This window comes from Ochrobactrum sp. C6C9 (genome assembly GCF_022627935.1).
Lineage (GTDB): Bacteria > Pseudomonadota > Alphaproteobacteria > Rhizobiales > Rhizobiaceae > Brucella > Brucella teleogrylli.
Map to the genome: position 1 here is coordinate 18,463 of NZ_JABXGB010000007.1, position 22,527 is coordinate 40,989.

Sequence of the window (22,527 nt, forward strand, 5' to 3'; positions counted from 1 at the left end):
TGCGTTGGACCAACATATTGTCAACTCACTCCAGTTGCGCCGGGTGACGGCGCTCCAACTGATTGTTTTGACGCACATCTCGCCCGAAAACCGTTTCACACTTTTCGGGATGTGCTCTGGAGGGAGAAAAGCGCATGGATGTTGGAAGTCTAATCGTATTTCTTTTTGTCGGCCTCGTCGCGGGCTGGCTGGCCGGTAAGGTTGTGCAGGGCGGCGGTTTCGGCATGATCGGCAATATCATTGTCGGCGTGATTGGCGCGTTCTTCGCGGGCTGGCTTTTGCCGCGCCTCGGCTTTTCGGTCGGCGGCGGTATCATTGCCTCGATCATCAATGCATTCATCGGCGCGGCGATACTTCTGATCATTCTGCGCATCGTCAAACGCGTCTAGAGTGTCAGCATGTTCTGCAAGGCCCGGCTTGTTGAAGCCGGGTCGTTCCATTCCCGAAGTCACGTGACATGACACCGAATTCCAAACTGTCGCTCGGTCTGGTTCTCACCGCATCGGCTGGTTTCGTTGATGCAATAGCCTTCCTGCAACTGGGCGGGTTCTTCGCTTCCTTCATGAGCGGCAACACCACGCAGCTCGGTGTCGCGCTTGCCGGTCAACCCGGCGTGCAGGGGACGGTGTTGGTCTGGTTTCCCGCCGTGCTGATCGTCCTGTTCTTCAGCGGCGCGTTTCTGGGCACGCTTGCCGTGCGAGCCTATGGTCGCTGGGGCAGCCTTTATGTCATGGCAAGCGTGGTAGTGATGCTCGTGCTGGTCAGTATCCTGCGGCGCGATGGGGCCATGCTCGTCCAGCCGGTGCTGCTGCTTGCCGCCGCCATGGGCGCGCAGAATGCCGCCGTGCAGCCGATCGGCGCGGCGCGTCTTGGCGTTACTTATGTCACGGGAACGCTATTCAATGCTGCCGCAGACCTCGCCGGTGCATTTCGCGGCGAAGTGCCGAAATGGCGCTGGGCGCAGCACGCCGCCGTGTGGCTGGCGCTGATGCTGGGCGCGGTGGGAGGCGGGTTGGGCCATTACTATATCGGCCTCGACGCCTTGTTCGTGCCGGTCGTGATGATTGTCGGTGTGATGGTTGCTTATGTCAAACTCAAGTGAATAGCGATTTTTCGCTTTCGACCAGTTCCGAGATCAAGGCCGATACCGCCGTCACACGGCGCAGCGTTCGGGCGGATTCATGATAGGCCAGCCAATAGGCGCGGCGGATGACCCGGTCCGGCAGAACCGGCACCAGATCGGGATCGGCGCGCGCGATGAAGGCATGCAATATGCCGATGCCCGCACCTGCGCGCACCGCTTCCACCTGGCCCAGCGCGCTCGACACTTCAAAAGCCGGTTTCCAGTCGCGACTGATTTCCGGCGCATAGGCGAGCGACGGGTTGATGACCAGATCTTCCACATAGCTGATCATGCGATGGTGGCTAAGGTCCTCGGCAGTTTCCGGCGTGCCATTGGCTTCCAGATAGCTGCGATGGGCATAGAGGCCGAGCGTATAATCGACCAGCCTGCGCGCGATAAGCCGCCCCTGATCCGGGCGTTCTACGGTGATGGCGATATCGGCCTCGCGCCGGGACAGCGAGAAGGACCGCGGCACCGGCACCAGCTGGATGGTGAGGTCTGGATATTGCTGTGTCAGGCGGGCAAGGCGTGGCGCCAGAAAGGTCACGCCGAAACCATCCGGCGCGCCGATGCGCACCGTGCCCGAAACCGCGACATCGGCATTGCCGACCTGCGCGCGGGCGGAGAGCATTTCCGCTTCCATGCGCTCGGCGGCGAGCAAAAACTCCTCGCCTGCTTGTGTTAGCGTCGAGCCATTGGTGCGCCGCGTCAAAAGTGTGGTGGAGAGCGCGGTTTCGAGCGCCGTCAGCCGTCGCGCCACGGTGGTGTGGTTCAGACCAAGCCGCTTGGCTGCGCCCAAAATCTGGCCCGAACGCGCCACCGCGAGGAATATTCGAATGTCATCCCAGTTCATGATGTAGGAGTACTATAAAAAATGCACAACGGATACGCTTTTCAGCGTCTTGCAATCACGAATTTGCAGAGTCAGGATAGGGATAACGATGGGGACGATGCGAGTCCTCATAAACGGTAATCAGGGAGGTTTCTCGATGCGCAATATCGGACATTTTATCGGCGGCAAGCATGTTGCCGGTAATAGCGGTCGCACCGCCGACGTTTTCCAGCCGCTCGACGGCACGGTTCAGGCCAAGGTGGCGCTTGCGACCAAGGATGAAGTGCGCGCTGCCGTTGAAAACGCCAAGGCTGCCCAGCCTGCATGGGCCGCGACGAACCCGCAGCGCCGCGTCCGCATCCTGCGCAAGTTCCTCGAACTCGTCGAAGCTGAATATGACAGCCTGGCCGAACTTCTGGCGCGCGAGCATGGCAAGACGATTGCCGATGCCAAGGGCGACATTCAGCGCGGTCTTGAAGTTGTGGAAGTCTGCCTCGGCTCTGCGCATATGCTGAAGGGCGAGTTCACCGACAATGCCGGTACGGGCATCGACACCTATTCCATGCGTCAGCCGCTCGGCGTTGTTGCCGGTATCACCCCGTTCAACTTCCCGGCCATGATCCCGCTCTGGAAGGCTGGTCCAGCGATTGCCTGCGGCAATGCCTTTGTTCTGAAGCCATCCGAACGCGATCCGGGCGTCCCGATGCGTCTGGCTGAACTGTTCATGGAAGCGGGTCTGCCTGCCGGCATCTTTAACGTCGTCAATGGCGACAAGGATGCCGTCGATGCGCTGCTCGACGATCCGGATGTGCAGGCCATCGGCTTCGTCGGCTCCACGCCGATTGCCCAGTACATCTACGGTCGCGGCTGCTCGAACGGCAAGCGCGTTCAGTGCTTCGGCGGCGCCAAGAACCACATGCTCATCATGCCCGATGCCGATATGGACCAGACCGTCGATGCGCTTATCGGCGCTGGTTACGGCTCGGCAGGCGAACGCTGCATGGCAATTTCGGTTGCTGTGCCAGTCGGTGAAGATACCGCCAACCGCCTGATGGAAAAGCTCATCCCGCGGGTTGAATCGCTCAAGATCGGCCCGTCCACCGACAATTCTGCCGATTACGGCCCGGTCGTCACGCAGGCTGCCCTTGACCGCATTCGCGGCTATGTCGATCTCGGTGTCGAAGAAGGCGCGAAGCTGGTTGTCGATGGCCGTAACTTCAAGATGCAGGGCTATGAAAATGGCTTCTACATGGGCGGCTGCCTGTTCGACAATGTGACGCGCGACATGCGCATTTACAAGGAAGAGATTTTCGGCCCGGTTCTCTCCGTTGTCCGCGCCAAGAATTACGAGGAAGCGCTCGCATTGCCGAACGATCATGAATATGGCAACGGCGTCGCCATCTTCACCCGCGACGGCGATGCGGCCCGCGATTTCGCAAGCCGCGTGCAGGTCGGAATGGTCGGTATCAATGTGCCGATCCCGGTTCCGATCGCTTACTACACCTTTGGTGGCTGGAAGGCTTCCGGTTTCGGCGATCTCAACCAGCACGGTCCGGATGCATTCCGCTTCTACACCAAGACCAAGACCGTCACCTCGCGCTGGCCGTCTGGCGTGAAGGACGGGGCAGAATTCGTCATCCCGACGATGAAGTAATTAGGCGCTACTCCTGCCTCATCCTGAGCTTGTCGAAGGATTTGGCAGGTGGCTGTGGGCACCTTGTCCCCCGTAAAACCCCACCCAAGCGGTGGGGTTTTTGTTTTCCAGTGTTTTGCGGTAGGATTCCTCGTCCGACTGTGCTACGGCGACGCTGTCCCCTTTCCTGAATGCAAAACGCTTCAGCAACGAAGAGACCGTTTCCTATGGCTGTCAGCTCCAAGCATATTCCCGCTCCCGATCTTCATCGGGTGCGCCGCGCCCTCCTTTCCGTTTCCGACAAAACCGGCCTGATTGAATTCGCCAAGGCGCTCCATGCGCATGGCGTCGAAATCCTCTCGACCGGCGGCACTGCCAAGTCCATTGCGGCGGAAGGCATTCCGGTGCGCGACGTTTCCGAAATCACCGGCTTTCCTGAAATCATGGACGGGCGCGTGAAGACGCTGCATCCGGCAGTCCATGGCGGCCTGCTCGCCGTGCGCAACGACCCGGAACACGTTGCCGCAATGGAAGAGCACAAGATCGGTGGTATCGATCTTGCCGTGATCAATCTCTATCCGTTCGAGGAAGTGCGCTTCCAGGGCGGCGATTACGACACGACCGTCGAAAACATCGACATCGGCGGCCCGGCCATGATCCGCGCTTCGGCCAAGAACCACGCCTATGTCGCCACCGTTGTCGATCCGGCCGATTATGCCGAAGTGGTCACCGAGCTTGAAAAGCATGCCGGTTCGCTGCCGCTCGCTTTCCGCAAGAAGCTGGCCGCCAAGGCTTTCTCGCGCACCGCAGCTTATGACGCGGCGATTTCCAACTGGTTCGCCGAAGCCATCGAAGAAGAAACGCCAATCTGGCGCTCGGTTGCGGGCAAGCTGCATTCGGTCATGCGCTATGGTGAAAACCCGCACCAGACTGCAGGCTTCTATCTCTCCGGCGAAAAGCGCCCGGGCGTTGCGACCGCAACCCAGCTTCAGGGCAAGCAGCTTTCCTACAACAACATCAACGACACCGATGCGGCTTTCGAGCTCGTCGCCGAGTTCGATCCGGCGCGCACGGCTGCCGTCGCCATCATCAAGCACGCCAATCCGTGCGGTGTGGCGGAAGGCGCATCGATCAAGCAAGCCTATCTGAAGGCGCTGGCGTGCGATCCGGTTTCGGCGTTCGGCGGCATTGTTGCGCTCAACAAGACGCTGGATGAAGAAGCCGCCGAGGAAATCGTCAAGATTTTCACGGAAGTCATCATCGCTCCCGATGCAACGCCGGGCGCGCAGGCCATCGTCGCCGCCAAGAAGAACCTGCGTCTTCTGGTGACGGGCGGTCTTCCTGACCCGCGCGCCAAAGGTATCGCTGCGAAAACGGTTGCCGGTGGCTTGCTGGTTCAGTCGCGCGACAATGGCGTCGTCGATGATCTCGACCTCAAAGTCGTGACCAAGCGTAGCCCGAGCGAAGCCGAGCTGAACGATATGAAGTTCGCCTTCCGCATTGCCAAGCACGTCAAGTCGAACGCCATCGTCTATGTGAAGGACGGCGCAACGGTTGGTATCGGAGCTGGCCAGATGAGCCGCGTCGACTCGGCGCGTATCGCTGCCCGCAAGGCGGAAGATGCAGCCGAAGCCGCCGGTCTGGCAGAGCCGCTGACCAAGGGTTGCGTGGTTGCCTCTGACGCATTCTTCCCGTTTGCGGACGGCCTGCTTTCTGCCGTTCAGGCAGGCGCTACGGCGGTTATTCAGCCGGGCGGCTCCATGCGTGACGAAGAAGTGATCGCTGCTGCCGACGAGCATGGCATTGCCATGGTCATGACCGGAATGCGCCATTTCCGTCATTAATTCATCGACTTAGAAATCTGAAAACGAGCCCCGAAACGAAAATTTTCGGGGCTTTTTGTTTTCATTGAGTTTCGAATTATTTCGTTTTAAATTCGTTTATGAGCGCTCACGTAAATACGGGAGCTGCTTTGCATCAGGGGGAGGACGCGGAGGCATAGCAAGCTTTTTCATACCTGATGTAAACTAAAAGCATTTTACACAAACATATTCGAACGGGAGGATACTGTGAGTACCAAGCAATTTATCGGCTCCATCGATCAGGGAACCACCAGCACGCGCTGCATCATTTTCGATCAACTGGGCGATGTCATCGCGATGGATCAGCGCGAGCATGAGCAGATTTACCCCAAGGCCGGCTGGGTGGAGCATAGCCCGCTTGAAATCTGGCGCAACACGCAGCACGTCGTCGCGGAAGCGTTGAAGAAGGCCAAACTGACGGCAGCGGATATCGCCGCGATCGGCATTACCAACCAGCGCGAGACGACGCTGCTCTGGGACAAGGCGACCGGCCAGCCGCTTTATAATGCGCTTGTCTGGATGGATACGCGCACCGCCGATCTGGTGGCGCAATATACGAAGAATGGCGGTGCGGATCGTCTTCGCGCCCGGACGGGGCTGCCGATCACCACCTATTTCGCCGGACTGAAGCTGCGCTGGATTCTCGACAATGTTCCGGGCGCGCGCCAAAAGGCCGAAGCAGGTGAGGCGCTATTTGGCACCATCGATACATGGCTGGCCTGGAACCTTACCGGCGGACCGGATGGCGGCATTCACATTACCGATGTCACCAATGCCTCGCGCACGCAGTTGATGGATATTGCAAGCCTGCAATGGGATGCGGAAATTCTGGACCTCTTCCATATTCCGCGCGCTTGTCTGCCGGAAATCCGCTCATCGAGCGAGGTTTATGGCGAGATTTCGGTTCGGTCCCTGCGCGGCGTCCAGCTTGCGGGAATTCTGGGTGACCAGCAGGCAGCTTTGTTCGGTCAGGCCTGTCTTGAGCCGGGCGCGGCCAAGAACACTTATGGCACGGGCTGCTTCATGCTGATGAATACGGGTGACAAGCTCGTTTCGTCCGATTACGGCCTGCTGACCACCGTTGCCTATAAGATCGGCGATGCCCCGCCGTCTTATGCGCTGGAAGGCTCCATCGCCATTACCGGCGCGCTGGTGCAATGGCTGCGCGACAATCTCGGTATCATCCGCAACAGCAGCGATATCGAAACGCTCGCCCGTACTGTCGATGATAATGGCGATGTCTATTTCGTCCCGGCATTTTCCGGTCTTTATGCGCCGCATTGGGAATCGTCTGCGCGCGGCGTCATTGCCGGGCTGACGCGCTTTGCCAATAAGGGTCATATTGCCCGCGCTGCACTGGAGGCAAGCTGCTATCAGGTGCGCGAGGTGCTGGAAGCCATGGTAAAGGATTCCGGCGTGGAGATCGGTGAACTGCGCGCCGATGGCGGCATGACTGTCAACGAATTCGTCATGCAGTTTCAGGCCGACATTCTGGATGTCCCGGTGGTCCGCCCCAAGATCGTGGAAACCACGGCGCTGGGGGCGGCTTACTCGGCTGGGCTTGCCGTCGGCTACTGGAAATCCATGGAAGATGTTGTCGAAAACTGGCAGGTCGGCCATCGCTGGCACCCGAAGATGCCGAAGAAGGAGCGTGAACGCCTGTTCGCCTCATGGGAAAAGGCGGTTCAGCGCTCCCTGAACTGGGTGGATTAAGGCCAATTCGGCGCTCTATAAGGCCGCCTTGTCGGCAGGATAGGGCGTCGCTTTCGTCAGACAGAGACCAGCGGCGAAGAAGATCACCAGCACCGCCATTCCAATGGCTGCCGACCCGCTGATGGCGGTGACGGTGGCGACAAGAAATGGCGCGAGGAAACTGGTGGCGCGGCCCGCCAGCGCGTAGATGCCGAAATAGCGTCCCGACTCTTCCGGCTCGATGCTGCGGGCAAACCATGAGCGCGACGAGGCCTGCACAGGGCCGAAGGCCGCGCCGATCATCAGGCCATAGATGAGATAGGCATGTTCGGCAGGCGTCGAAAAAAGCCCCTGCGCGGTGCTTTCCGCAAAGGGTAGCAGCCCGAAGAACGTATAATCGCGCCCTGTCGATACAATGCCGAGCGTGGCGAGCAGCAACAGGATCAGCGATGCGATGACCACGGCTTTTGAGCCGAAACGTGAATCGACGCGGCTGGCGACAAGGCAGCTGAAGATCGCCATCACATTAAGGATCATGCCGAACAGGCCGATCTCGGTAATCGACCAGTGAAACATGGCGGCAGCATAGCCGCCGCCCAGCGCCAGCAAAGCGTTGACGCCGTCCTGATAGACCATGCGGGCAATGAGAAAGCGCAATATGCCGGAGCGCTGGCGCACCTCGCGCAGCGTGGCTTTCAGCTCAGAAAGGCCATGGCGTAGCGCCTTGCGCAGAGGTTCGCCGCGCGCCGAATCCGGGGTGAACAGGAACATCGGCAGCACAAAGATCAGATACCAGAGCGCTGCAAGCGGGCCGGTGATGCGGGCGTCTTCACCGGTGGTCGGATCAAGGCCAAAAAGAGGATCAACGCCGATGATCGTTTTGCCGGTTTGCGGTGACCCGGCCAGAAACAGCACCACGAAGACCAGCACGATCATGCCGCCTAGATAACCAAGCCCCCATGCGATATTGGAAATGCGTCCGATATCTGCACGTGGCACAAGACGCGGCATCATGGAATCATTGAAGACGATGGAAAATTCAGCTGCCACCGAGGCGATCGCAAAGGCCAGCAGCACCCAGAACAGGCTTGCTCCCGGCGCCGCGAACCAGAGGAGCGACAGGCTGACGATCTTCAGAACGGCGAAGAAGCCGATCCACGGTTTGCGCGCGCCGGTGCGGTCGGAAACAGCGCCGAGCACAGGCGACAGAATGGCGATGATAAAGCCCGCCGCCGCGATGCCATAGCCCCATGCAACTTGCCCGGCTTCCGGGCTTGCCGCCATGCGGGAGATAAAATAGGGGCCGAAAACAAAGGTCGTGACGACGGTAAAAAACGGTTGCGCCGCCCAGTCGAACAACATCCAGCCCCATATGCCGCGCCGTGACGCATAGCTGCGTTCGCTGACTGTCAGATCGCTCAAATGCCACTCCCTTGCGAATGTGGCCGGAGCTTATACGGCGAGCGACAACCTCACAAATGAAAAGGGCGGCCTTAAGCCGCCCTTTCATTTTTATTGCCGGGCGCGGATTACTGCGCCAGATCGGACATCAGGCCAGCGGCGACAGCCAGCCGCGAGACGGTGAGGTCGCCGCCTTCGGTGAGCGCGACCATGCGATTTCTGACCTGCTCGATCCGGACGCCGTCCGCATCGAGCCACGCCGCTGCCGGGTCTTTCTCCTTGGCGAAGCGCTTCAACGCCGCGATGGTGATCCCGCGTGCCGCCTGCGTGATGGTCTCGCTCGCACGCGACAGGGCCAGTCCGTCATAATAGTCGGTGACGGGGATGGACCGTGCCGCATCTTCGATGCGTCCGATGCGGAAGGCTTCCGACACGCCAAAATAGGCCTTGGCGGTTGCCACCAGATCGGCGTTCGCCAGATGCGCGATCAGCGCGATATCCGGCATGATGCCCGCAAGCTGGAGATTGGCGAGACGCTGGGCCAGCTTTTCCGGTGCGCCCTTTTCCACGAAGGCAGCCTTGTCGGCACGCACCGTGTTGCGCAGGAATTCAGGCATCAGGCCTTCGAAACGCGGTTCCAGTTCGGCACGCGCCTTGACGATGGTGCCGACCAGTTCGGTGAGGTTTGCGCGGGTCGTATCATTGCGCAGCACCCATGCCGTCGTCGCCTGCAACATTTCGCCGACGAGATGGTAGAACTGGTTCTGCACATCGCCCGGCACGCGATTGTCGAGCGCATCGATGGCGTCATAGACTGCGTCGATCTCGAAACCGTCACGCACCGCGATATAGGCGCGAACAATATCCGAAGGCGACTTGCCGGTCGTGTCGGCCAGACGGCTGATGAAGGTGATACCGCCGCGATTGATGACATCATTTGCCAGCAAGGTTGCAACGATTTCCCGCTTCAGGCGGTGGCCCGAGATTTCCTCTGCGTAAGTCTTGGCCATACGTTTCGGGAAATAGCCGAACAGCAGTGACTGGAAGTAAGGCTCGTCTGGAAGCGCACTTGCCACCAGATCGTCACTGAGCGACAGCTTGGCATAGGCCAGTAGGACCGCCAGTTCCGGGCGGGTCAGTGGATGGCCTGCCTTCTGGCGATCAGCCAGTACGGTGTCGGACGGCAGATACTCGACCTTGCGATCCAGCAGTTTGCGGTGTTCCAGTTCCGCCATGAAGCGGGCCTGGTAGGGGAGTTCGGCAAGTCCCTGACGTTCGCTCAGCGAAAGCGCCAGCGGCTGCAGATAGTTGTTGCGCAGCACGAGCTCCGAAACATCGTCGGTCATGCTGACCAGAAGCTTGTTGCGGGCAGGGCGCTTGAGCTTGCCCGAACGCATAGCAGCGGCCAATGCGATCTTGATATTGACCTCGACGTCCGAGCAGTTGACGCCAGCCGAATTGTCGATGGCGTCGGTGTTGCTGCGACCGCCTGCAAGCGCATATTCGATGCGCCCGCGCTGGGTCATGCCGAGATTGGCGCCTTCGCCGATCACACGGGCGCGAACATCCGAACCGGTGATGCGAATGGCGTCATTGGCGCGGTCGCCCACCTGCGCATCCGTTTCGCTGGACGCGCGGATATAGGTGCCGATGCCGCCGAACCATAAGAGATCAACCTGCGCTTTCAGGATGGTCGTCATGATTTCCTGCGGCGTCGCCGTGGTCTTGGCAAGGCCGATGGCAGCCGCTGCCTCGGCAGACAGGGTGATGGTCTTTTGGCTGCGGCTATAGACACCGCCGCCCGACGAAAGCTTCGAGCGATCATAGTCCTGCCAGCTTGAGCGCGGCAGTTCGAACAGGCGCTTGCGCTCGGCAAAGCCGTCCGCCGGAACCGGGTTCGGATCGATGAAGATATCGCGATGGTCGAAGGCGGCAATGAGCCTGATCTGCTCGGAAAGCAGCATGCCATTGCCGAACACATCGCCCGACATGTCGCCCACGCCGACAACCGTGAACGGCTCGGTCTGTATATCCATGTCGAATTCACGGAAATGCCGCTTCACGGCTTCCCAGCCGCCACGGGCGGTGATGCCCATGCCTTTGTGGTCGTAACCGGCAGAGCCGCCCGACGCGAAAGCATCGTCCAGCCAGAAATCATGCGCCTGACTGATGGCATTGGCCGTATCGGAGAAGGTGGCCGTGCCCTTGTCGGCGGCGACGACGAAATAAGGATCGTCATTGTCGTGGCGCACGACATTTTGCGGCGGCACCACAGCGCTGTCATGGATATTGTCGGTGACCGACAGAAGCGTCGAGATGAACACCTTATAGGCGTCGCGTCCCGCTTCGAAGACGGCATTGCGGTCGCCGCCCACCGGCAGGCGCTTCGGATAGAAGCCGCCCTTGGCGCCGACCGGCACGATCACCGCATTCTTGACCTGCTGCGCCTTGACGAGCCCCAGCACTTCGGTGCGGTAATCCTGCGCGCGGTCCGACCAGCGCAGACCGCCACGGGCGACCGCTCCGAAACGCAAATGCACGCCTTCGACTTCCGGGCCGTAGACGAAAATTTCGCGATACGGGCGCGGATCGGGCAGTCCATCGACCAGCCGCGGATTGAGCTTGAAGGCGAAGGTGACACGCGGCTTGCCTTCGGCATCCAGCGTATAGGCGTTGGTGCGCAGCGTCGCTTCGATCAGGTTGCGGAACCGGCGCAGGATCTGGTCGTCGTCGATGCTCGGCACACCGAGAAGGGCGGTTTCGATGGCGTCGATCAGCTTCTTTTCCGCTGCGTCACGGCGCTTGGCCGTTGGGTTGAAGCGCAAATCGAACAGCGAATAGAGATCGCTGGCGATTTCCGGATACCGGTTGAGGGCGGCGGCGATGAAGCCCTGCGAATAGGCGATACCCGCCTGCTGCAGATAACGGCCATAGGAGCGCAGAATCATGATCTGGCGTGCGGTGAGGCGGGCCGTCTGCACCAGCGCGTTATAGCCGTCATTGTCGGCAAAGCCGTCCCAGACAGTGCGGAACACGTCTTCCAGCATTTCGCCGTCATCGGAAAGATCAACCGGTGCGCCATAGGCGTTCACAAGCTGCATGTCGTGCACATAGACCGGCGCACCATCTTGACCGGCATGGGGCAGATCAATGGTCTGTTCGCTGACGACGCGGAAGCCCATATTTTCCAGAAGCGGAACGCGCTGCGACAGCACCACCGGCGCGCCGTGATGATAAAGTTTTAGCGAAACCGCATCCGGTCCATCGGTGCGATAACGGTAGAAATCCACGAAAAGCGGTGCTTCCGGGCTGAGACCCGCAATGCGCTCCGCATCGACCAGCGCTTCCGGTGCGGTGAAGATTTCGCGATAGGATGGCGGGAAGCTCGCGGCCAGCGCCACGACACCAGCATCGGCGTTTTCCACGCTTTCACGCACCGCATCTTCCCAGGTGCGGACGATGGAACGCACTTCCGCCTCCAGCGCTTCGCGATCCACATGCGGCGTGGAGCGTTCGTGACGGCGAATGACGAACTGAACGCGCGTCAGGCCGTTTTGAAGGAAGACCGGATGGAATTCAAAGCTGTCGCCGCCATAGACGTCGACGAGATAGCGACCGATCTTTTCACGTACGACCGAGTCGTAACGGTCGCGCGGTATATAGACCAGCACGGTCGCGAAACGGCCAAAACGGTCGAGGCGCGGAATGGCGCGCACACGCGGACGCTCGCCCAGCGCGAGGATGAGTTCGGCATTGGCCGTCAGGCTTTCCGTGTCGATCTGGAAAAGCTCGTCGCGCGGATATTCTTCCAGCACGTTGATCAGCGCCTTGCCAGAATGGTCTTCCCGGTTGAAGCCCAGGTGCTTGATCACCGCATCGGCCTTCGAGCGAATGAACGGGATGCTGGACACCGAGCTTATATAGGCGACCGAGGTGAACAGGCCGACGAGGCGCAGTTCGCCAATGGCTTCGCCCTTCGGTCCGAAAATCTTCACGCCGATATAGTCGAGATAGGAGCGGCGATGCACCAGTGACAGCGTATTCGCTTTGGTGACGATCAGCGGCTCGTTGCTGTCGAGGAATTCGGTAACCTCGCGCGGCGTGACGGTATCGTCGTCATCCTTGCGCAGCACGCGCACTTCATTGTCGCCAAGGACGCCCAGCGGCTCCTTGACGGCGACGAGGCTGCGCTTCTTGCCCGAACCTTCAAAAGCAAGCTCACGCATGCCGAGGAAGATGAAATGATCGTCGCGCAGCCATTCGAGGAAGGCGATGGCTTCCGGCATGGCGGCATTGCCGTTCAGCTCGTAAGCGCGCTGGTAATCTGCGATGGCGTCATCGAGACGCTTCAGCATCGGCTTCCAGTCGCCGACGGCAAAACGCACCTGTCCGAGAACGCGCTTGAGCCCGTCCGTCAGGTCGGCCTTGGCCTGCTTGCCGAGCGCTGGCAGATGAATCTGTACAAGGCTGACGCGCTCAACGCCCTTGGCAGGTGCGAGCTGCGATGCTTCGCCGAGAATAACCAGCCCATCCTTTTCCCGGGTAACATCGAGAACCGGGTGCACGACCATGAAAATCTGGCCGACGTGATTGTTCAGCTCGCCCAGAATGGAATCGAGCAGGAACGGCATATTGTCGTTGACGATGGTGATTACGCTCACCGGGCGACCATGGCGTTCGATACCGTTATCGACGCTGATGATGCTTTTGCCCTTGCGGTAGGATTCAAGAGCCGCATAGCCATGACGGGCTGAACTGTCGAGCGCTTCGGCGTCGTAAGCTGCCAGATCTTCTGGCGGTGCCCACTCGAAGAGAAGCTGCGAGAAGGCTGCCAGCGCCTTGGGCTTCCCCCCCTTTTTGTCCTCTTTGCTTGCCTTGGAATTCTTAACTTTGCTCGACCGATCCTGCTTTGCAGTCACGTCGGATACTCCTGTCATGATGGCAATGCGCGCCAAACTAGCAGATCAGACATTTCTTTCGATGACAAATTGCTGCGACTATCGAAAAAAATCCTGAAAAGTCAGAAAAATGGCATCTAATCCATTTAATTTGGAATAAAATATCGAAAACTTTGGGCGATTTTTCTAAAAATACCGGGGAAATTCCCGGCGCGCTAAAAATTGGCGTCAGCCGACGGCGGAATTGCCACAATTCAGACCAAAGTCGTAGATGATTCTGAGATGCTGGCGCTGTCAGAGCTCGATCAGATGATCGTCCAATTCGTTCATATTATCGGCGCCTGCGGGGAAGTGCTTTTCCAGCAACGTGCCAGCCTGATCAATCGCCGTGACGAAGCCCTCCGCCATTTGTGACCGCGATGCGTGATGGATCAGCGTCGCGACAATGGCGTTCCATTCGTCTTGCTCAACACGGGCATGGATGCCTGCATCGGCAATCACTTCGGCATAATGCTCGGCCATGGAAACAAACAGCAGAATGCCGGTGCGGTTTTCGGTGATGTGGACATTGCGCGCCAGAAACTGTTGCAGCGCATTGAGATGGGCGCGCTTGTAGCGGATGCGGCGAGGCACCAGCAACATGCGGATCGATGGTAGCAGCCAGAGAACCAGCATGGCCGAAATGAAAGCGGCGAGAATGGACAGGCCGAACATCGGCAGGCTGATATCAAACCAATACCAATGGGCGAGGCAGGCTGCGATCACCGAAGCAAGCAGGATGCCGCAGGTTGCGACAAAGCCAGCTGCAAAGAAATAGTCGTCGCTGCTGCGCGCCAGCACCGCATAGATTTCGCCACTGGTGCCTGCTTCCGCGTCCCGGATGGCGTCAGCGATGCGAGCATGGTCTTCGGCGCCGATCAGCGTATGGTGCTTCATCGCTACCTCTCCCTACCAGCTTCCAGAGGCGCCGCCGCCCCCCGATGAGCCGCCGCCCCCGCCAAAGCCGCCACCGCCGCCGCCGGATGACCAACCACCGCCACCACCCCAGCCGCCGCCGCGACCGCCGGAGCTGCCGCTTGAATTGGTGTTCAGCGTCATACCCAGCCATTCATAGCGTCCGGGGCCGAGCTTGCGTCCGAAGATCGGGGCAAGCACTGCGAAGCCGAACCCGCCGAAGAAAATCAGACACCAAAAGGTGATGAAGATGACCGCAACCCAGTCCACATCGTCACTACTGGTTTGCGCATTACGCTTGGCGCGCGCTTCCAGTTCGGCGGCGTCGCCGGAGAGAACGGAGAGAATGCCGTCCACGCCCTGCACGATGCCGCCACTATAGTCGCCGGTGCGGAAGGCTGGAATGATGGCGCCGTTGATGATGACGCTCGACAGCGCGTCGGTCATGGTGCCTTCAAGCCCGTAGCCGACCTCGATGCGGACTTTGCGGTCGTTCGGGGCGACAACGAGCAGTATGCCGTTATTTTCCTGCCTCTGGCCGAGAGCCCAGCTGCGGAAAAGGCGGTTTGAATAGGATTCGATGTCCTCGCCATTGAGGCTCGGCACCGTCACCACCACCACCTGATCGGAGGATTTAGCCTCGAAATCCGCCAGTTTCTGGGTCAGTTGCTGCCGTTCAGCCGGATCGATGATGCCTGCATTGTCCACCACACGGCCGGTCAGCGCCGGTGTGGCCTTCTGTGCCGTATCCTGCGCCCATGCAGCCGAGGTTGGTTGCAGGGTCAGGACAGCGGAAAACAGCAGAAGCAGGCATGCAAACAGGTATCGCGGCCAGTGAAGGCCGCGATGCCGATGCCGGAATGCTGCGCCCGTCGCCACGGAAGCGACCGTCAGTTAAACTTGACTTGCGGTGCTGCCTGGCTGCCGGCGTCGGCGCTGAAGGTCTGCATCGGTTGCGCGTCGCGATACCAGATCCAGGTCCAGATCATGGTCGGCATGGTCCGCAGCGTGGTGTTGTAGACGCGAACCGCCTCTATATAGTCGCGGCGTGCCACGGCAATGCGGTTTTCCGTGCCTTCAAGCTGCGATTGCAGCGCAAGGAAATTCTGGTTGGCCTTGAGGTCCGGATAGCGCTCGACCACCACCATCAGGCGCGACAGGGCACTGGTGAGGTTGGCCTGATTGTCCTGAAACTGCTTGAAAAGTTCAGGATTGTTGAGCGTTTCCGGCGTGATCTGCACCTGCGTCGCCTTGGCGCGCGCATCGATCACCGCTTGCAGCGTTTCCTTTTCGTGGGCGGCATAGCCCTTCACGGTCTCGACCAGATTGGGCACGAGATCGGCGCGGCGCTGGTACTGGTTCTGCACCTCGCTCCAGGCGGCCTTGGCCTTTTCCTCATTGGTCGGAATCGTGTTGAAACCGCATGCCGAAAGCAGTGGAACCAGAAGGGTGAGACCAAGGGCGATGAGAATACGGCGGAAAGAGAAAGAAGAGGCAACCGTCGCAGCCGACATGGGTTTCTCCTGAAAAAAGACGCTTTGCCAAGCGCCCGAATACGGATGTCGTGGCCCGAATATTCGCATTCACGAAAATGCGAGCCGTCAAATCAACAAGATAGCGTAATTTTGCGCAGCGTCCAGCCCGTTTGCAACACTGTTCCACCGCTGTCCGGGCGCAGAGGGCGGGTGGGCCAGAACAGGCTTCGTGCCTGCAATGGCGCAATTCTATGTTGACTCTATCAACATCTTCAATATTGATAGAGTCAACATAGGGGAGGCGCCGAACCACGGCGTATGCAGCAATGACGGAACCGACCAATCAGGCTGACATCGGCGCATTGCGCGCCTTCAATCGAGCCTATACGCGTCGTCTCGGCCTGTTGAACGCGCATCTCGACAAAAGCCCGTTCACCCTGACCGAAGCGCGCATTCTCTACGAGATAGCAAACCGCACCGCGCCGACGGCGGCGGACATCATGCGGGCGCTGGGGCTTGATCGCGGCCAGCTCAGCAGAACATTGAAGCGCTTCACCGAGCGCGGACTGATCGAGACGGAACAGCACCCGGATGGCGGGCGCAGCCGCCCCATTCTGCTGACCGAAGCTGGCCGCAAGACGTTCAACGCTCTGGAACGCAATACCTGTGATGCAGTGGGCGAACTTCTGGATGGCTTACAGCCCGACCGCCGCCGCGATCTGCTGACGGCTGCCGGGGTAATCATGCGCGCTTTCGACGAGGGGCAAAACGGGCCGGTGCAATTGCGTGATCTCAAAGCCGGTGATCTCGGCTGGATCATCCATCGCCAGGCCATCCTCTATACCGGCGAATATGGCTGGAACAATGAGTATGAGGCGCTTGTCGCCCGCATTCTTGCTGATTTCACGGAAAATTTCGACCCTGCCCACGATGCCGGCTGGGTGGCGGAAATCGACGGTCGCGTGGTCGGTTCAGTCTTTCTGGTCAAGGGCGGTCAGCACGGACTTGGCAAGCTGCGCCTGCTCTATGTCGAGCCGGATGCGCGGGGCGCAGGTGTGGGGGCAAAACTCGTCAACGCCTGCATCGAGCGCGCGCGGGCTGTCGGTGATGAGCATCTCACGCTCTGGACGAACAGTGTGCTGACTGCCGCTCGGCGTCTTTACGAGCGCGCCGGATTTAAGCTTGTCGAAGAAGCGCCACACCATTCCTTCGGTGTCGATCTGAGCGGCCAGACATGGGAACTGGACCTTACGGCAAGTCTTCAAGGACAAATGAAGGCCAGCGCATAAAAGAAAAGCGGCGGATTGCTCCGCCGCTTTCTTAAAAGGCAAACTGCGCGAAAGATTATTCGCTTGCAGCAGCTTCTTCAGCCGGAGCGGCTGCAGCTTCAGCGGCAGCAGCAGCGGCTTCTGCAGCCTTGGCAGCAGCTTCTTCTTCAGCCTGCTTGGCCAGAGCAATACGCTCCTGAGCCTTCTTGCCCGGCTCACCCTTGGTCGGGTTGCTGCGGGCCGGACGCTTGGCAATGCCAGCCTGGTCGAGGAAGCGCAGAACGCGGTCGGTCGGCTGTGCGCCCTGGGCGATCCAATGCTGGATGCGGTCGGCGTCGAGCTTTACGCGTTCAGCGTCCTTGGCCAGCATCGGGTTCCATGCGCCAACGGTTTCGATGAAACGGCCGTCACGCGGGCTGCGGACGTCGGCAACAACGACGTGGTAGTAAGGACGCTTCTTGGAGCCAGCGCGGGCGAGACGAATCTTGAGGGACATTTTTTCTTTCCTTTAAACAAATTGTTCGGCCCTGACGGGCTATCGGTTGTTCTGCCCATCTGGGCAATGGATCGAGCCGTTATCGGCTATTTATTTTCCGCTGTGGTTGGCAGCGGCATGCTCATGATGCCGAATGACTTCCTTCACGATGAAGTTCAGGAATTTTTCGGCGAAATCGGGGTCGAGATGGGCATCGACAGCCAAAGCGCGAAGACGCTCGACCTGACGCTTTTCGCGAGCCGGGTCAGCCGGGGCGAGGCCCCGTTCGGCCTTCAGCACGCCCACTGCCTTTGTGCAGCGGAAGCGTTCAGCCAGCATATGGATCAGCGCCGCATCGATATTGTCGATAGAGGCGCGCAGTGACAGAAGTTCGGCGGGTGCAGTGTTCTGTTCGTCGCTCATAATGCTCACTTTTTCTTCGGCAGACCCGGAAGGCCGCCACCGAGACCCGGAAGCTTGGGTCCGCCCAAACCGGGAAGACCGCCGCCCGAAAGCCCAGGCAAACCGCCGCCTTTCGTCAGACCGGCTGCTTCCGCCTGCTTGGCAAGCGCCTCAAGCTGCTTCGGGTCCATCTTCGACAGATCCGGCATGCCGCCGAGGCCGCCCATGCCGCCACCCAGACCGCCAAGGCCCATCTTGCTGGCAAGACCGCCCATCATCTGCTTCATCATTCCGCCTTTGCCCTTGCCCATGACTTTCATCATGTCGGCCATCTGGCGGTGCATCTTGAGAAGCTTGTTGATATCGGCGGCGTTGGTGCCGGAACCCTTGGCGATGCGCTGCTTGCGGCTGTGCTTCAAGAGGTCCGGATTGGCGCGCTCAGCCTTGGTCATGGAACCGATAATGGCAAGCTGGCGGTCGAACACCTTGTCGTCGAGACCGGCTGCAGCAACCTGATCCTTCATCTTGCCCATGCCGGGCATCATGCCCATGATGCCGCCCATGCCGCCGAGCTTCTTCATCTGGCCCAACTGGTCGGCGAGATCGTTGAGATCGAACTTGCCGGACTGCATTTTCTTGGCCATCGCAGCGGCTTTTTCCGCGTCGATGTTTTCAGCAGCTTTTTCGACGAGCGAAACAATGTCGCCCATACCCAGAATGCGGTCGGCGATGCGCTTCGGATAGAATTCCTCAAGCGCATCCATTTTTTCGCCGGTGGCGATCAGCTTGATCGGCTTGCCGGTGATGGCGCGCATCGAAAGCGCTGCGCCGCCACGGCCATCGCCGTCCATGCGGGTCAGAACGATACCGGTAATGCCGACGCGTTCATCGAAATTGCGCGCCAGATTCACGGCGTCCTGACCGGTCAGGCTGTCGGCGACAAGCAGAATTTCATGCGGATTGGCGGCCTTGCGGATATCCGCCATTTCCACCATCAGCGGCTCGTCGATATGCGTGCGGCCTGCGGTGTCGAGAATGACGACGTCATGGGCGCCGAGCTTTGCAGCCTGAACGGCGCGCCTGGCGATTTCAACCGGCGACTGACCGGCGATGATCGGCAGCGTGTCGACGCTGGTCTGGATGCCCAGCTGGCGAAGCTGCTCCTGCGCGGCGGGACGGCGCGTATCAAGCGACGCCATCAGCACCTTCTTGCGCTGGCGTTCGGTGAGGCGCTTGGCGATCTTGCCGGTGGTGGTCGTCTTACCCGAACCCTGCAAGCCGACCATCATGATGACGACCGGTGCCGGTGCGTTGAGATCGATGGAAACGCCTTCGGTGCCGAGCATCTCGATAAGCTCGTCATGGACGATCTTGACGACCATCTGACCGGGCTTGATGCTCTTCAGGATTTCAGCGCCGACGGCCTTCTCACGAACGCGGTCGGTGAAGGAGCGAACCACTTCCAGCGAAACGTCGGCTTCGATGAGCGCACGACGCACTTCGCGCAGCGCCGCCGTCACGTCGCTTTCGGAGAGAGCGCCGCGTCCGGTGAGGCCGTTCAGAATGGAGCCAAGACGCTCCTGAAGTGATTCAAACATCGCGTTTCCTTATATCCGGGAATAGGCGGGAGGCTTCATCCGGGATAGATCGTCCCGCGTGTCTGCCAGTTCAAGAAGCACCCAAAGCGATACAGCACCCGAGGGCGCATCGCGCTGTCGGATGTGGACCTCCGGGATCGTTTTATACCATAATGGGTCCCGGTCGGTGGCTCGCGTTCTGAAGATCGCGGATAGATTGAGGGGTGGATTAGGCGTCGAAGAGCCGAATGTCAAGCAAAACTCGGTCAAATTGCCGTTCTTTCACCCAATTTAGCGCATATCCGCCGATGACAATACAGTGTGGTAATGGCAAATTCCCGCATAAGGCGAATCAATTTCGCTAAACAGTTCACAGCTGATCACTTCACAAGGAGAGAAGAATGGCGTTGACTGCCAAGGGCCGGATTTGGGCGGCGACAGTTCTTGCAGCAGGCATGTTTGCGGGTGCAGGCGCGGCTGAAGCCGCACAATGCGGCAACAATGCTGCCGGCTACAATGCGTGGCTGCAGCAGACCCTGAAGGAAGCGCCGTCGCGCGGCGTTGGCAAGGCGGGCCTCAGCGCGCTGGCCAACACCAAATATGCGCAGGCCACCATCAATGCCGACCGCAACCAGAAGAGCTTCAAGCTCTCCTTTGAAGACTTCATGAAGAAGCGCGGCGCGGATACGATCATCAAGCGCGGCAAGGCCATGAAAGCGCAGAACGCGGCTCTCTTCGCCAATATCGAAAAGCGTTATGGCGTTCCTGCCGGTCCGTTGATCGCGATCTGGGGCATGGAAACCGGCTTCGGCAACTATCTTGGCAAGCAGCACACGATTTCAGCCGTTGCAACGCTGGCCTATGATTGCCGCCGCACCGAATATTTCACCGGTCAGCTTTATGCGGCTCTCAAGCTGGTCGATCAGGGCGATCTCAGCCCGCAGGCAGTTGGCGCCATGCATGGTGAAATCGGCCAGACGCAGTTCATGCCGGCAAACGTCCTGAAATACGGCGTCAGCGGTTCGGGCAGCGCCCATTTCGACCTGAAGAACAAGGCGGATGCTCTCCACTCGACTGCCAACTTCCTGGTCGGTCACGGTTGGAGCCGTGGTGCAGGCTATCAGCCGGGTGAGCCGAATTACGGCGCGATCCAGGGCTGGAACGCCGCGCAGGTTTACCAGCGCGCCATTGCCGTCATGGGCAAGGCCATCGACGGGAATTAACAGAAACCACGGAGCGCTGCCAAAGCGCTCCGCTCTGCCTGGAAACAAAAAAGCCCCGGTCGAACCGGGGCTTTTTATTGCCGTCTGGCAGGAATTACAGAATAGGCTCACCGGCTTCGGGGCGTTTGAAGTCGCCGCTCTGCTGATCCATGACCCAGAGCTCGCCGGTCGAAATATCGAACCATGCGCCGTGCAAGGTGAGCTTGCCCTTCTTCTCCAGAATATCGACGCAGGGGAAGGTGCGCAGATTATTGATAGAGTAGCGGATGGAAATGCGCTCCAGCGCTGTCTGACGCTCGGTCGGCGTCATCAGGCTGTTGCCGCTGACGGCTTCAGCCGCAGGTGCAATCAGGCTCATCCACTTGCCGATGAAATCACCGGGCGACAGGGGCGCGCTTTCCGTATCGAGCGCAGCCTTGATGCCGCCGCAGCGCCCATGGCCCATGACGACGATGTGCTTGACCTTGAGGCTTTGCACCGCAAATTCCAGCGCAGCCGATGCCGCATGAAACTCGCCGTCAGGCTCGTAAGGGGGAATGAGATTGGCAACATTGCGCAGGACAAACATTTCGCCCGGCGCAGAGTTGAAGATTGTTTCGGGAGCAGCGCGGGAATCGCAGCAGGCAATAACCAGAGTTTCCGGTGATTGTCCTTTTTCCGCCAGTTCGCGATAGCGCGCGGTTTCCCGTGCGAAATGCTCCGTCATGAAGGTTCTGTAACCTGAGAGGAGTGTGTCCGGAAGATCAGCCATAACGTTCCAATATCCCTAACGAAAACCGAGATCAATCAAAATGATCATGCCGCAGAAAGGTCGCTGAGGCGTCAGGCGCGCAATCCCTTGGTCGGGTGCACAAGACGGCGCGTCTGCACCATGGCCATCGGCGAGGCGAGGCTGGAGGCATCGGCTTCCAGCATCAGTTCGTCGGCGCCGCGTTTTGCCGACCGCGCCATGATTTCGAACACGGCAGCGGTGGTGCTTTGCAGAGTCTTTTCTTCCGACAATCCTGAAAGGCGGCGCGCAAGAAACACCGCCGATGTCAGGTCGCCGAGTCCGTTGGTGGGGCCGTCTACCTTGCGATGTTCTGCCATCAGCGCCATGGTCGGCGTCAGCAATATATTGCCGATGCTGCCCGCCATCAGCGGGAAGGCGGAGGTGACCAGCATGGTTGCCGGGCCAGCGTCCAGGGCAGCTTCCATCAGTGATTTGTTGTCTTCGAGCGGCACGCCGGTCAGCCAGGACAGTTCAAACCGGTTGGGGGTGGCGATATCCGCAAGCGGCATAAGTTTGTCGCGAATGCCGATGGCGGTTGCCTCGGGCACATAGAGGCCCTTTTCATCGCCGATGACCGGATCGCAGAGATAGACGGCGTTCGGGTTGCGCGCCTTGACGCCTTTGACCAGCTCAGCGACAGCTGCCGCCTGTTCCGGGTGACCCAGATAGCCGGTCAGGATTGCGCCGACTTCGCCCAGCCACGGGGCGCGCTGGAGATCCTGCATCAGGCGGGAAAACTCTTCGGGCGGTGGCACGATGCGTCCGGCAGGACCATGGCCGGGATGCCAGGGCAGGACAACCGTTGGCACAGCCCAGACCGGAAAGCCCAGCGTTTCCAATGCGAAGACGGCTGCCCGGTTACCCACCGAACCGCGCACGACATGGCTTGAAATGACAATAACGGTTGTCGCGTCCGAAGGCGCAGAAAGCGTCATGTTAG

General features: G+C 59.7%; 18 protein-coding genes. 7 read left to right on the top strand and 11 right to left on the bottom strand.

Annotated elements, in window-relative coordinates:
• The first annotated feature begins 134 nt into the window (after nt 1-134).
• Both HWD97_RS07205 and HWD97_RS07210 read left to right on the top strand, forming a co-directional pair.
• Nucleotides 135-389: a GlsB/YeaQ/YmgE family stress response membrane protein gene (locus HWD97_RS07205; RefSeq protein ID WP_078340905.1), complete on the top strand. Its 255-nt coding sequence runs from the start codon at nt 135-137 to the stop codon at nt 387-389.
• Nucleotides 390-457: 68 nt separating this feature from the next.
• The gene (locus tag HWD97_RS07210) at nt 458-1,102 is read left to right on the top strand and encodes a YoaK family protein (RefSeq protein ID WP_109369846.1); all 645 of its coding nucleotides are present in this window, start codon (nt 458-460) and stop codon (nt 1,100-1,102) included.
• On the opposite strand, the gene HWD97_RS07215 is transcribed toward HWD97_RS07210, so the two are convergent.
• The gene (locus tag HWD97_RS07215) at nt 1,095-1,976 is read right to left on the bottom strand and encodes a LysR family transcriptional regulator (RefSeq protein WP_109369845.1); all 882 of its coding nucleotides are present in this window, start codon (nt 1,974-1,976) and stop codon (nt 1,095-1,097) included. The two genes, HWD97_RS07210 and HWD97_RS07215, sit on opposite strands and share 8 nt — an antisense overlap.
• Before the next feature lie 136 nt (nt 1,977-2,112).
• Here HWD97_RS07215 and HWD97_RS07220 point away from each other — a divergent pair, with 136 nt between their 5' ends.
• The 3 genes from HWD97_RS07220 (at nt 2,113) to glpK (ending at nt 7,163) form a co-directional block, all read left to right on the top strand.
• Nucleotides 2,113-3,609, top strand: coding sequence for a CoA-acylating methylmalonate-semialdehyde dehydrogenase (locus HWD97_RS07220; RefSeq protein WP_109369844.1), 1,497 nt, complete (start codon nt 2,113-2,115; stop codon nt 3,607-3,609).
• Between the two features lie 206 nt (nt 3,610-3,815).
• The gene (purH, locus tag HWD97_RS07225; protein WP_121538673.1) at nt 3,816-5,432 is read left to right on the top strand and encodes a bifunctional phosphoribosylaminoimidazolecarboxamide formyltransferase/IMP cyclohydrolase; all 1,617 of its coding nucleotides are present in this window, start codon (nt 3,816-3,818) and stop codon (nt 5,430-5,432) included.
• 225 nt (nt 5,433-5,657) lie between these two features.
• The gene (gene glpK / locus HWD97_RS07230; RefSeq protein ID WP_109369842.1) at nt 5,658-7,163 is read left to right on the top strand and encodes a glycerol kinase GlpK; all 1,506 of its coding nucleotides are present in this window, start codon (nt 5,658-5,660) and stop codon (nt 7,161-7,163) included.
• A gap of 15 nt (nt 7,164-7,178) precedes the next feature.
• Here glpK and HWD97_RS07235 read toward each other — a convergent pair whose 3' ends face one another.
• The 5 genes from HWD97_RS07235 to HWD97_RS07255 all read right to left on the bottom strand — a co-directional run bounded on the left by HWD97_RS07235 (nt 7,179) and on the right by HWD97_RS07255 (nt 15,909).
• Complete coding sequence (locus HWD97_RS07235; RefSeq protein ID WP_371831121.1) at nt 7,179-8,504, bottom strand: MFS transporter; 1,326 nt, start codon at nt 8,502-8,504, stop codon at nt 7,179-7,181.
• 167 nt (nt 8,505-8,671) lie between these two features.
• Nucleotides 8,672-13,462 (bottom strand): NAD-glutamate dehydrogenase, encoded by a 4,791-nt coding sequence (locus HWD97_RS07240; RefSeq protein WP_109370324.1) that lies wholly within the window; start codon nt 13,460-13,462, stop codon nt 8,672-8,674.
• 273 nt (nt 13,463-13,735) lie between these two features.
• Nucleotides 13,736-14,377: a TPM domain-containing protein gene (locus HWD97_RS07245; protein ID WP_109369840.1), complete on the bottom strand. Its 642-nt coding sequence runs from the start codon at nt 14,375-14,377 to the stop codon at nt 13,736-13,738.
• Between the two features lie 12 nt (nt 14,378-14,389).
• Nucleotides 14,390-15,205: a YgcG family protein gene (locus tag HWD97_RS07250; protein WP_109370323.1), complete on the bottom strand. Its 816-nt coding sequence runs from the start codon at nt 15,203-15,205 to the stop codon at nt 14,390-14,392.
• Nucleotides 15,206-15,285: 80 nt separating this feature from the next.
• Nucleotides 15,286-15,909, bottom strand: coding sequence for a LemA family protein (locus tag HWD97_RS07255; protein WP_109369839.1), 624 nt, complete (start codon nt 15,907-15,909; stop codon nt 15,286-15,288).
• A gap of 287 nt (nt 15,910-16,196) precedes the next feature.
• Here HWD97_RS07255 and HWD97_RS07260 point away from each other — a divergent pair, with 287 nt between their 5' ends.
• Nucleotides 16,197-17,159: a GNAT family N-acetyltransferase gene (locus tag HWD97_RS07260; RefSeq protein ID WP_371834915.1), complete on the top strand. Its 963-nt coding sequence runs from the start codon at nt 16,197-16,199 to the stop codon at nt 17,157-17,159.
• Nucleotides 17,160-17,214: 55 nt separating this feature from the next.
• Here the strand turns inward: HWD97_RS07260 and rpsP are convergent, their stop codons facing one another.
• From rpsP to ffh, 3 genes are all read right to left on the bottom strand, one after another.
• Entirely contained in the window at nt 17,215-17,634 is a 420-nt protein-coding gene (rpsP, locus tag HWD97_RS07265; RefSeq protein ID WP_109369837.1) for a 30S ribosomal protein S16, read from the bottom strand.
• A gap of 90 nt (nt 17,635-17,724) precedes the next feature.
• Nucleotides 17,725-18,036 carry a chorismate mutase gene (locus tag HWD97_RS07270; protein WP_078339573.1) on the bottom strand — a complete coding sequence of 104 codons (312 nt, stop codon included), beginning with the start codon at nt 18,034-18,036 and terminating at the stop codon, nt 17,725-17,727.
• Between the two features lie 5 nt (nt 18,037-18,041).
• Nucleotides 18,042-19,613 carry a signal recognition particle protein gene (gene ffh, locus HWD97_RS07275; protein ID WP_078339572.1) on the bottom strand — a complete coding sequence of 524 codons (1,572 nt, stop codon included), beginning with the start codon at nt 19,611-19,613 and terminating at the stop codon, nt 18,042-18,044.
• 380 nt (nt 19,614-19,993) lie between these two features.
• Between ffh and HWD97_RS07280 the strand changes: the two genes are divergently transcribed.
• Complete coding sequence (locus tag HWD97_RS07280) at nt 19,994-20,815, top strand: lytic murein transglycosylase (protein WP_109369836.1); 822 nt, start codon at nt 19,994-19,996, stop codon at nt 20,813-20,815.
• Nucleotides 20,816-20,909: 94 nt separating this feature from the next.
• Here the strand turns inward: HWD97_RS07280 and HWD97_RS07285 are convergent, their stop codons facing one another.
• Nucleotides 20,910-21,566: a carbonic anhydrase gene (locus HWD97_RS07285; protein WP_109369835.1), complete on the bottom strand. Its 657-nt coding sequence runs from the start codon at nt 21,564-21,566 to the stop codon at nt 20,910-20,912.
• A gap of 71 nt (nt 21,567-21,637) precedes the next feature.
• Nucleotides 21,638-22,522, bottom strand: coding sequence for a pyridoxal kinase PdxY (gene pdxY, locus HWD97_RS07290; RefSeq protein WP_109369834.1), 885 nt, complete (start codon nt 22,520-22,522; stop codon nt 21,638-21,640).
• Between the last annotated feature and the right edge of the window lie 5 nt (nt 22,523-22,527).

Coding starts and splice junctions, on each gene's coding strand:
- HWD97_RS07205 (WP_078340905.1), top strand. CDS start 135: ATGGATGTTGGAAGTCTAATCGTATTTCTTTTTGTCGGCCTCGTCGCG.
- HWD97_RS07210 (WP_109369846.1), top strand. CDS start 458: ATGACACCGAATTCCAAACTGTCGCTCGGTCTGGTTCTCACCGCATCG.
- HWD97_RS07215 (WP_109369845.1), bottom strand. CDS start 1,976: ATGAACTGGGATGACATTCGAATATTCCTCGCGGTGGCGCGTTCGGGC.
- HWD97_RS07220 (WP_109369844.1), top strand. CDS start 2,113: ATGCGCAATATCGGACATTTTATCGGCGGCAAGCATGTTGCCGGTAAT.
- purH (WP_121538673.1), top strand. CDS start 3,816: ATGGCTGTCAGCTCCAAGCATATTCCCGCTCCCGATCTTCATCGGGTG.
- HWD97_RS07235 (WP_371831121.1), bottom strand. CDS start 8,504: ATGTTGTTCGACTGGGCGGCGCAACCGTTTTTTACCGTCGTCACGACC.
- HWD97_RS07245 (WP_109369840.1), bottom strand. CDS start 14,377: ATGAAGCACCATACGCTGATCGGCGCCGAAGACCATGCTCGCATCGCT.
- HWD97_RS07255 (WP_109369839.1), bottom strand. CDS start 15,909: ATGTCGGCTGCGACGGTTGCCTCTTCTTTCTCTTTCCGCCGTATTCTC.
- HWD97_RS07260 (WP_371834915.1), top strand. CDS start 16,197: ATGACGGAACCGACCAATCAGGCTGACATCGGCGCATTGCGCGCCTTC.
- rpsP (WP_109369837.1), bottom strand. CDS start 17,634: ATGTCCCTCAAGATTCGTCTCGCCCGCGCTGGCTCCAAGAAGCGTCCT.
- HWD97_RS07270 (WP_078339573.1), bottom strand. CDS start 18,036: ATGAGCGACGAACAGAACACTGCACCCGCCGAACTTCTGTCACTGCGC.
- ffh (WP_078339572.1), bottom strand. CDS start 19,613: ATGTTTGAATCACTTCAGGAGCGTCTTGGCTCCATTCTGAACGGCCTC.
- HWD97_RS07280 (WP_109369836.1), top strand. CDS start 19,994: ATGGCGTTGACTGCCAAGGGCCGGATTTGGGCGGCGACAGTTCTTGCA.
- HWD97_RS07285 (WP_109369835.1), bottom strand. CDS start 21,566: ATGGCTGATCTTCCGGACACACTCCTCTCAGGTTACAGAACCTTCATG.
- pdxY (WP_109369834.1), bottom strand. CDS start 22,522: ATGACGCTTTCTGCGCCTTCGGACGCGACAACCGTTATTGTCATTTCA.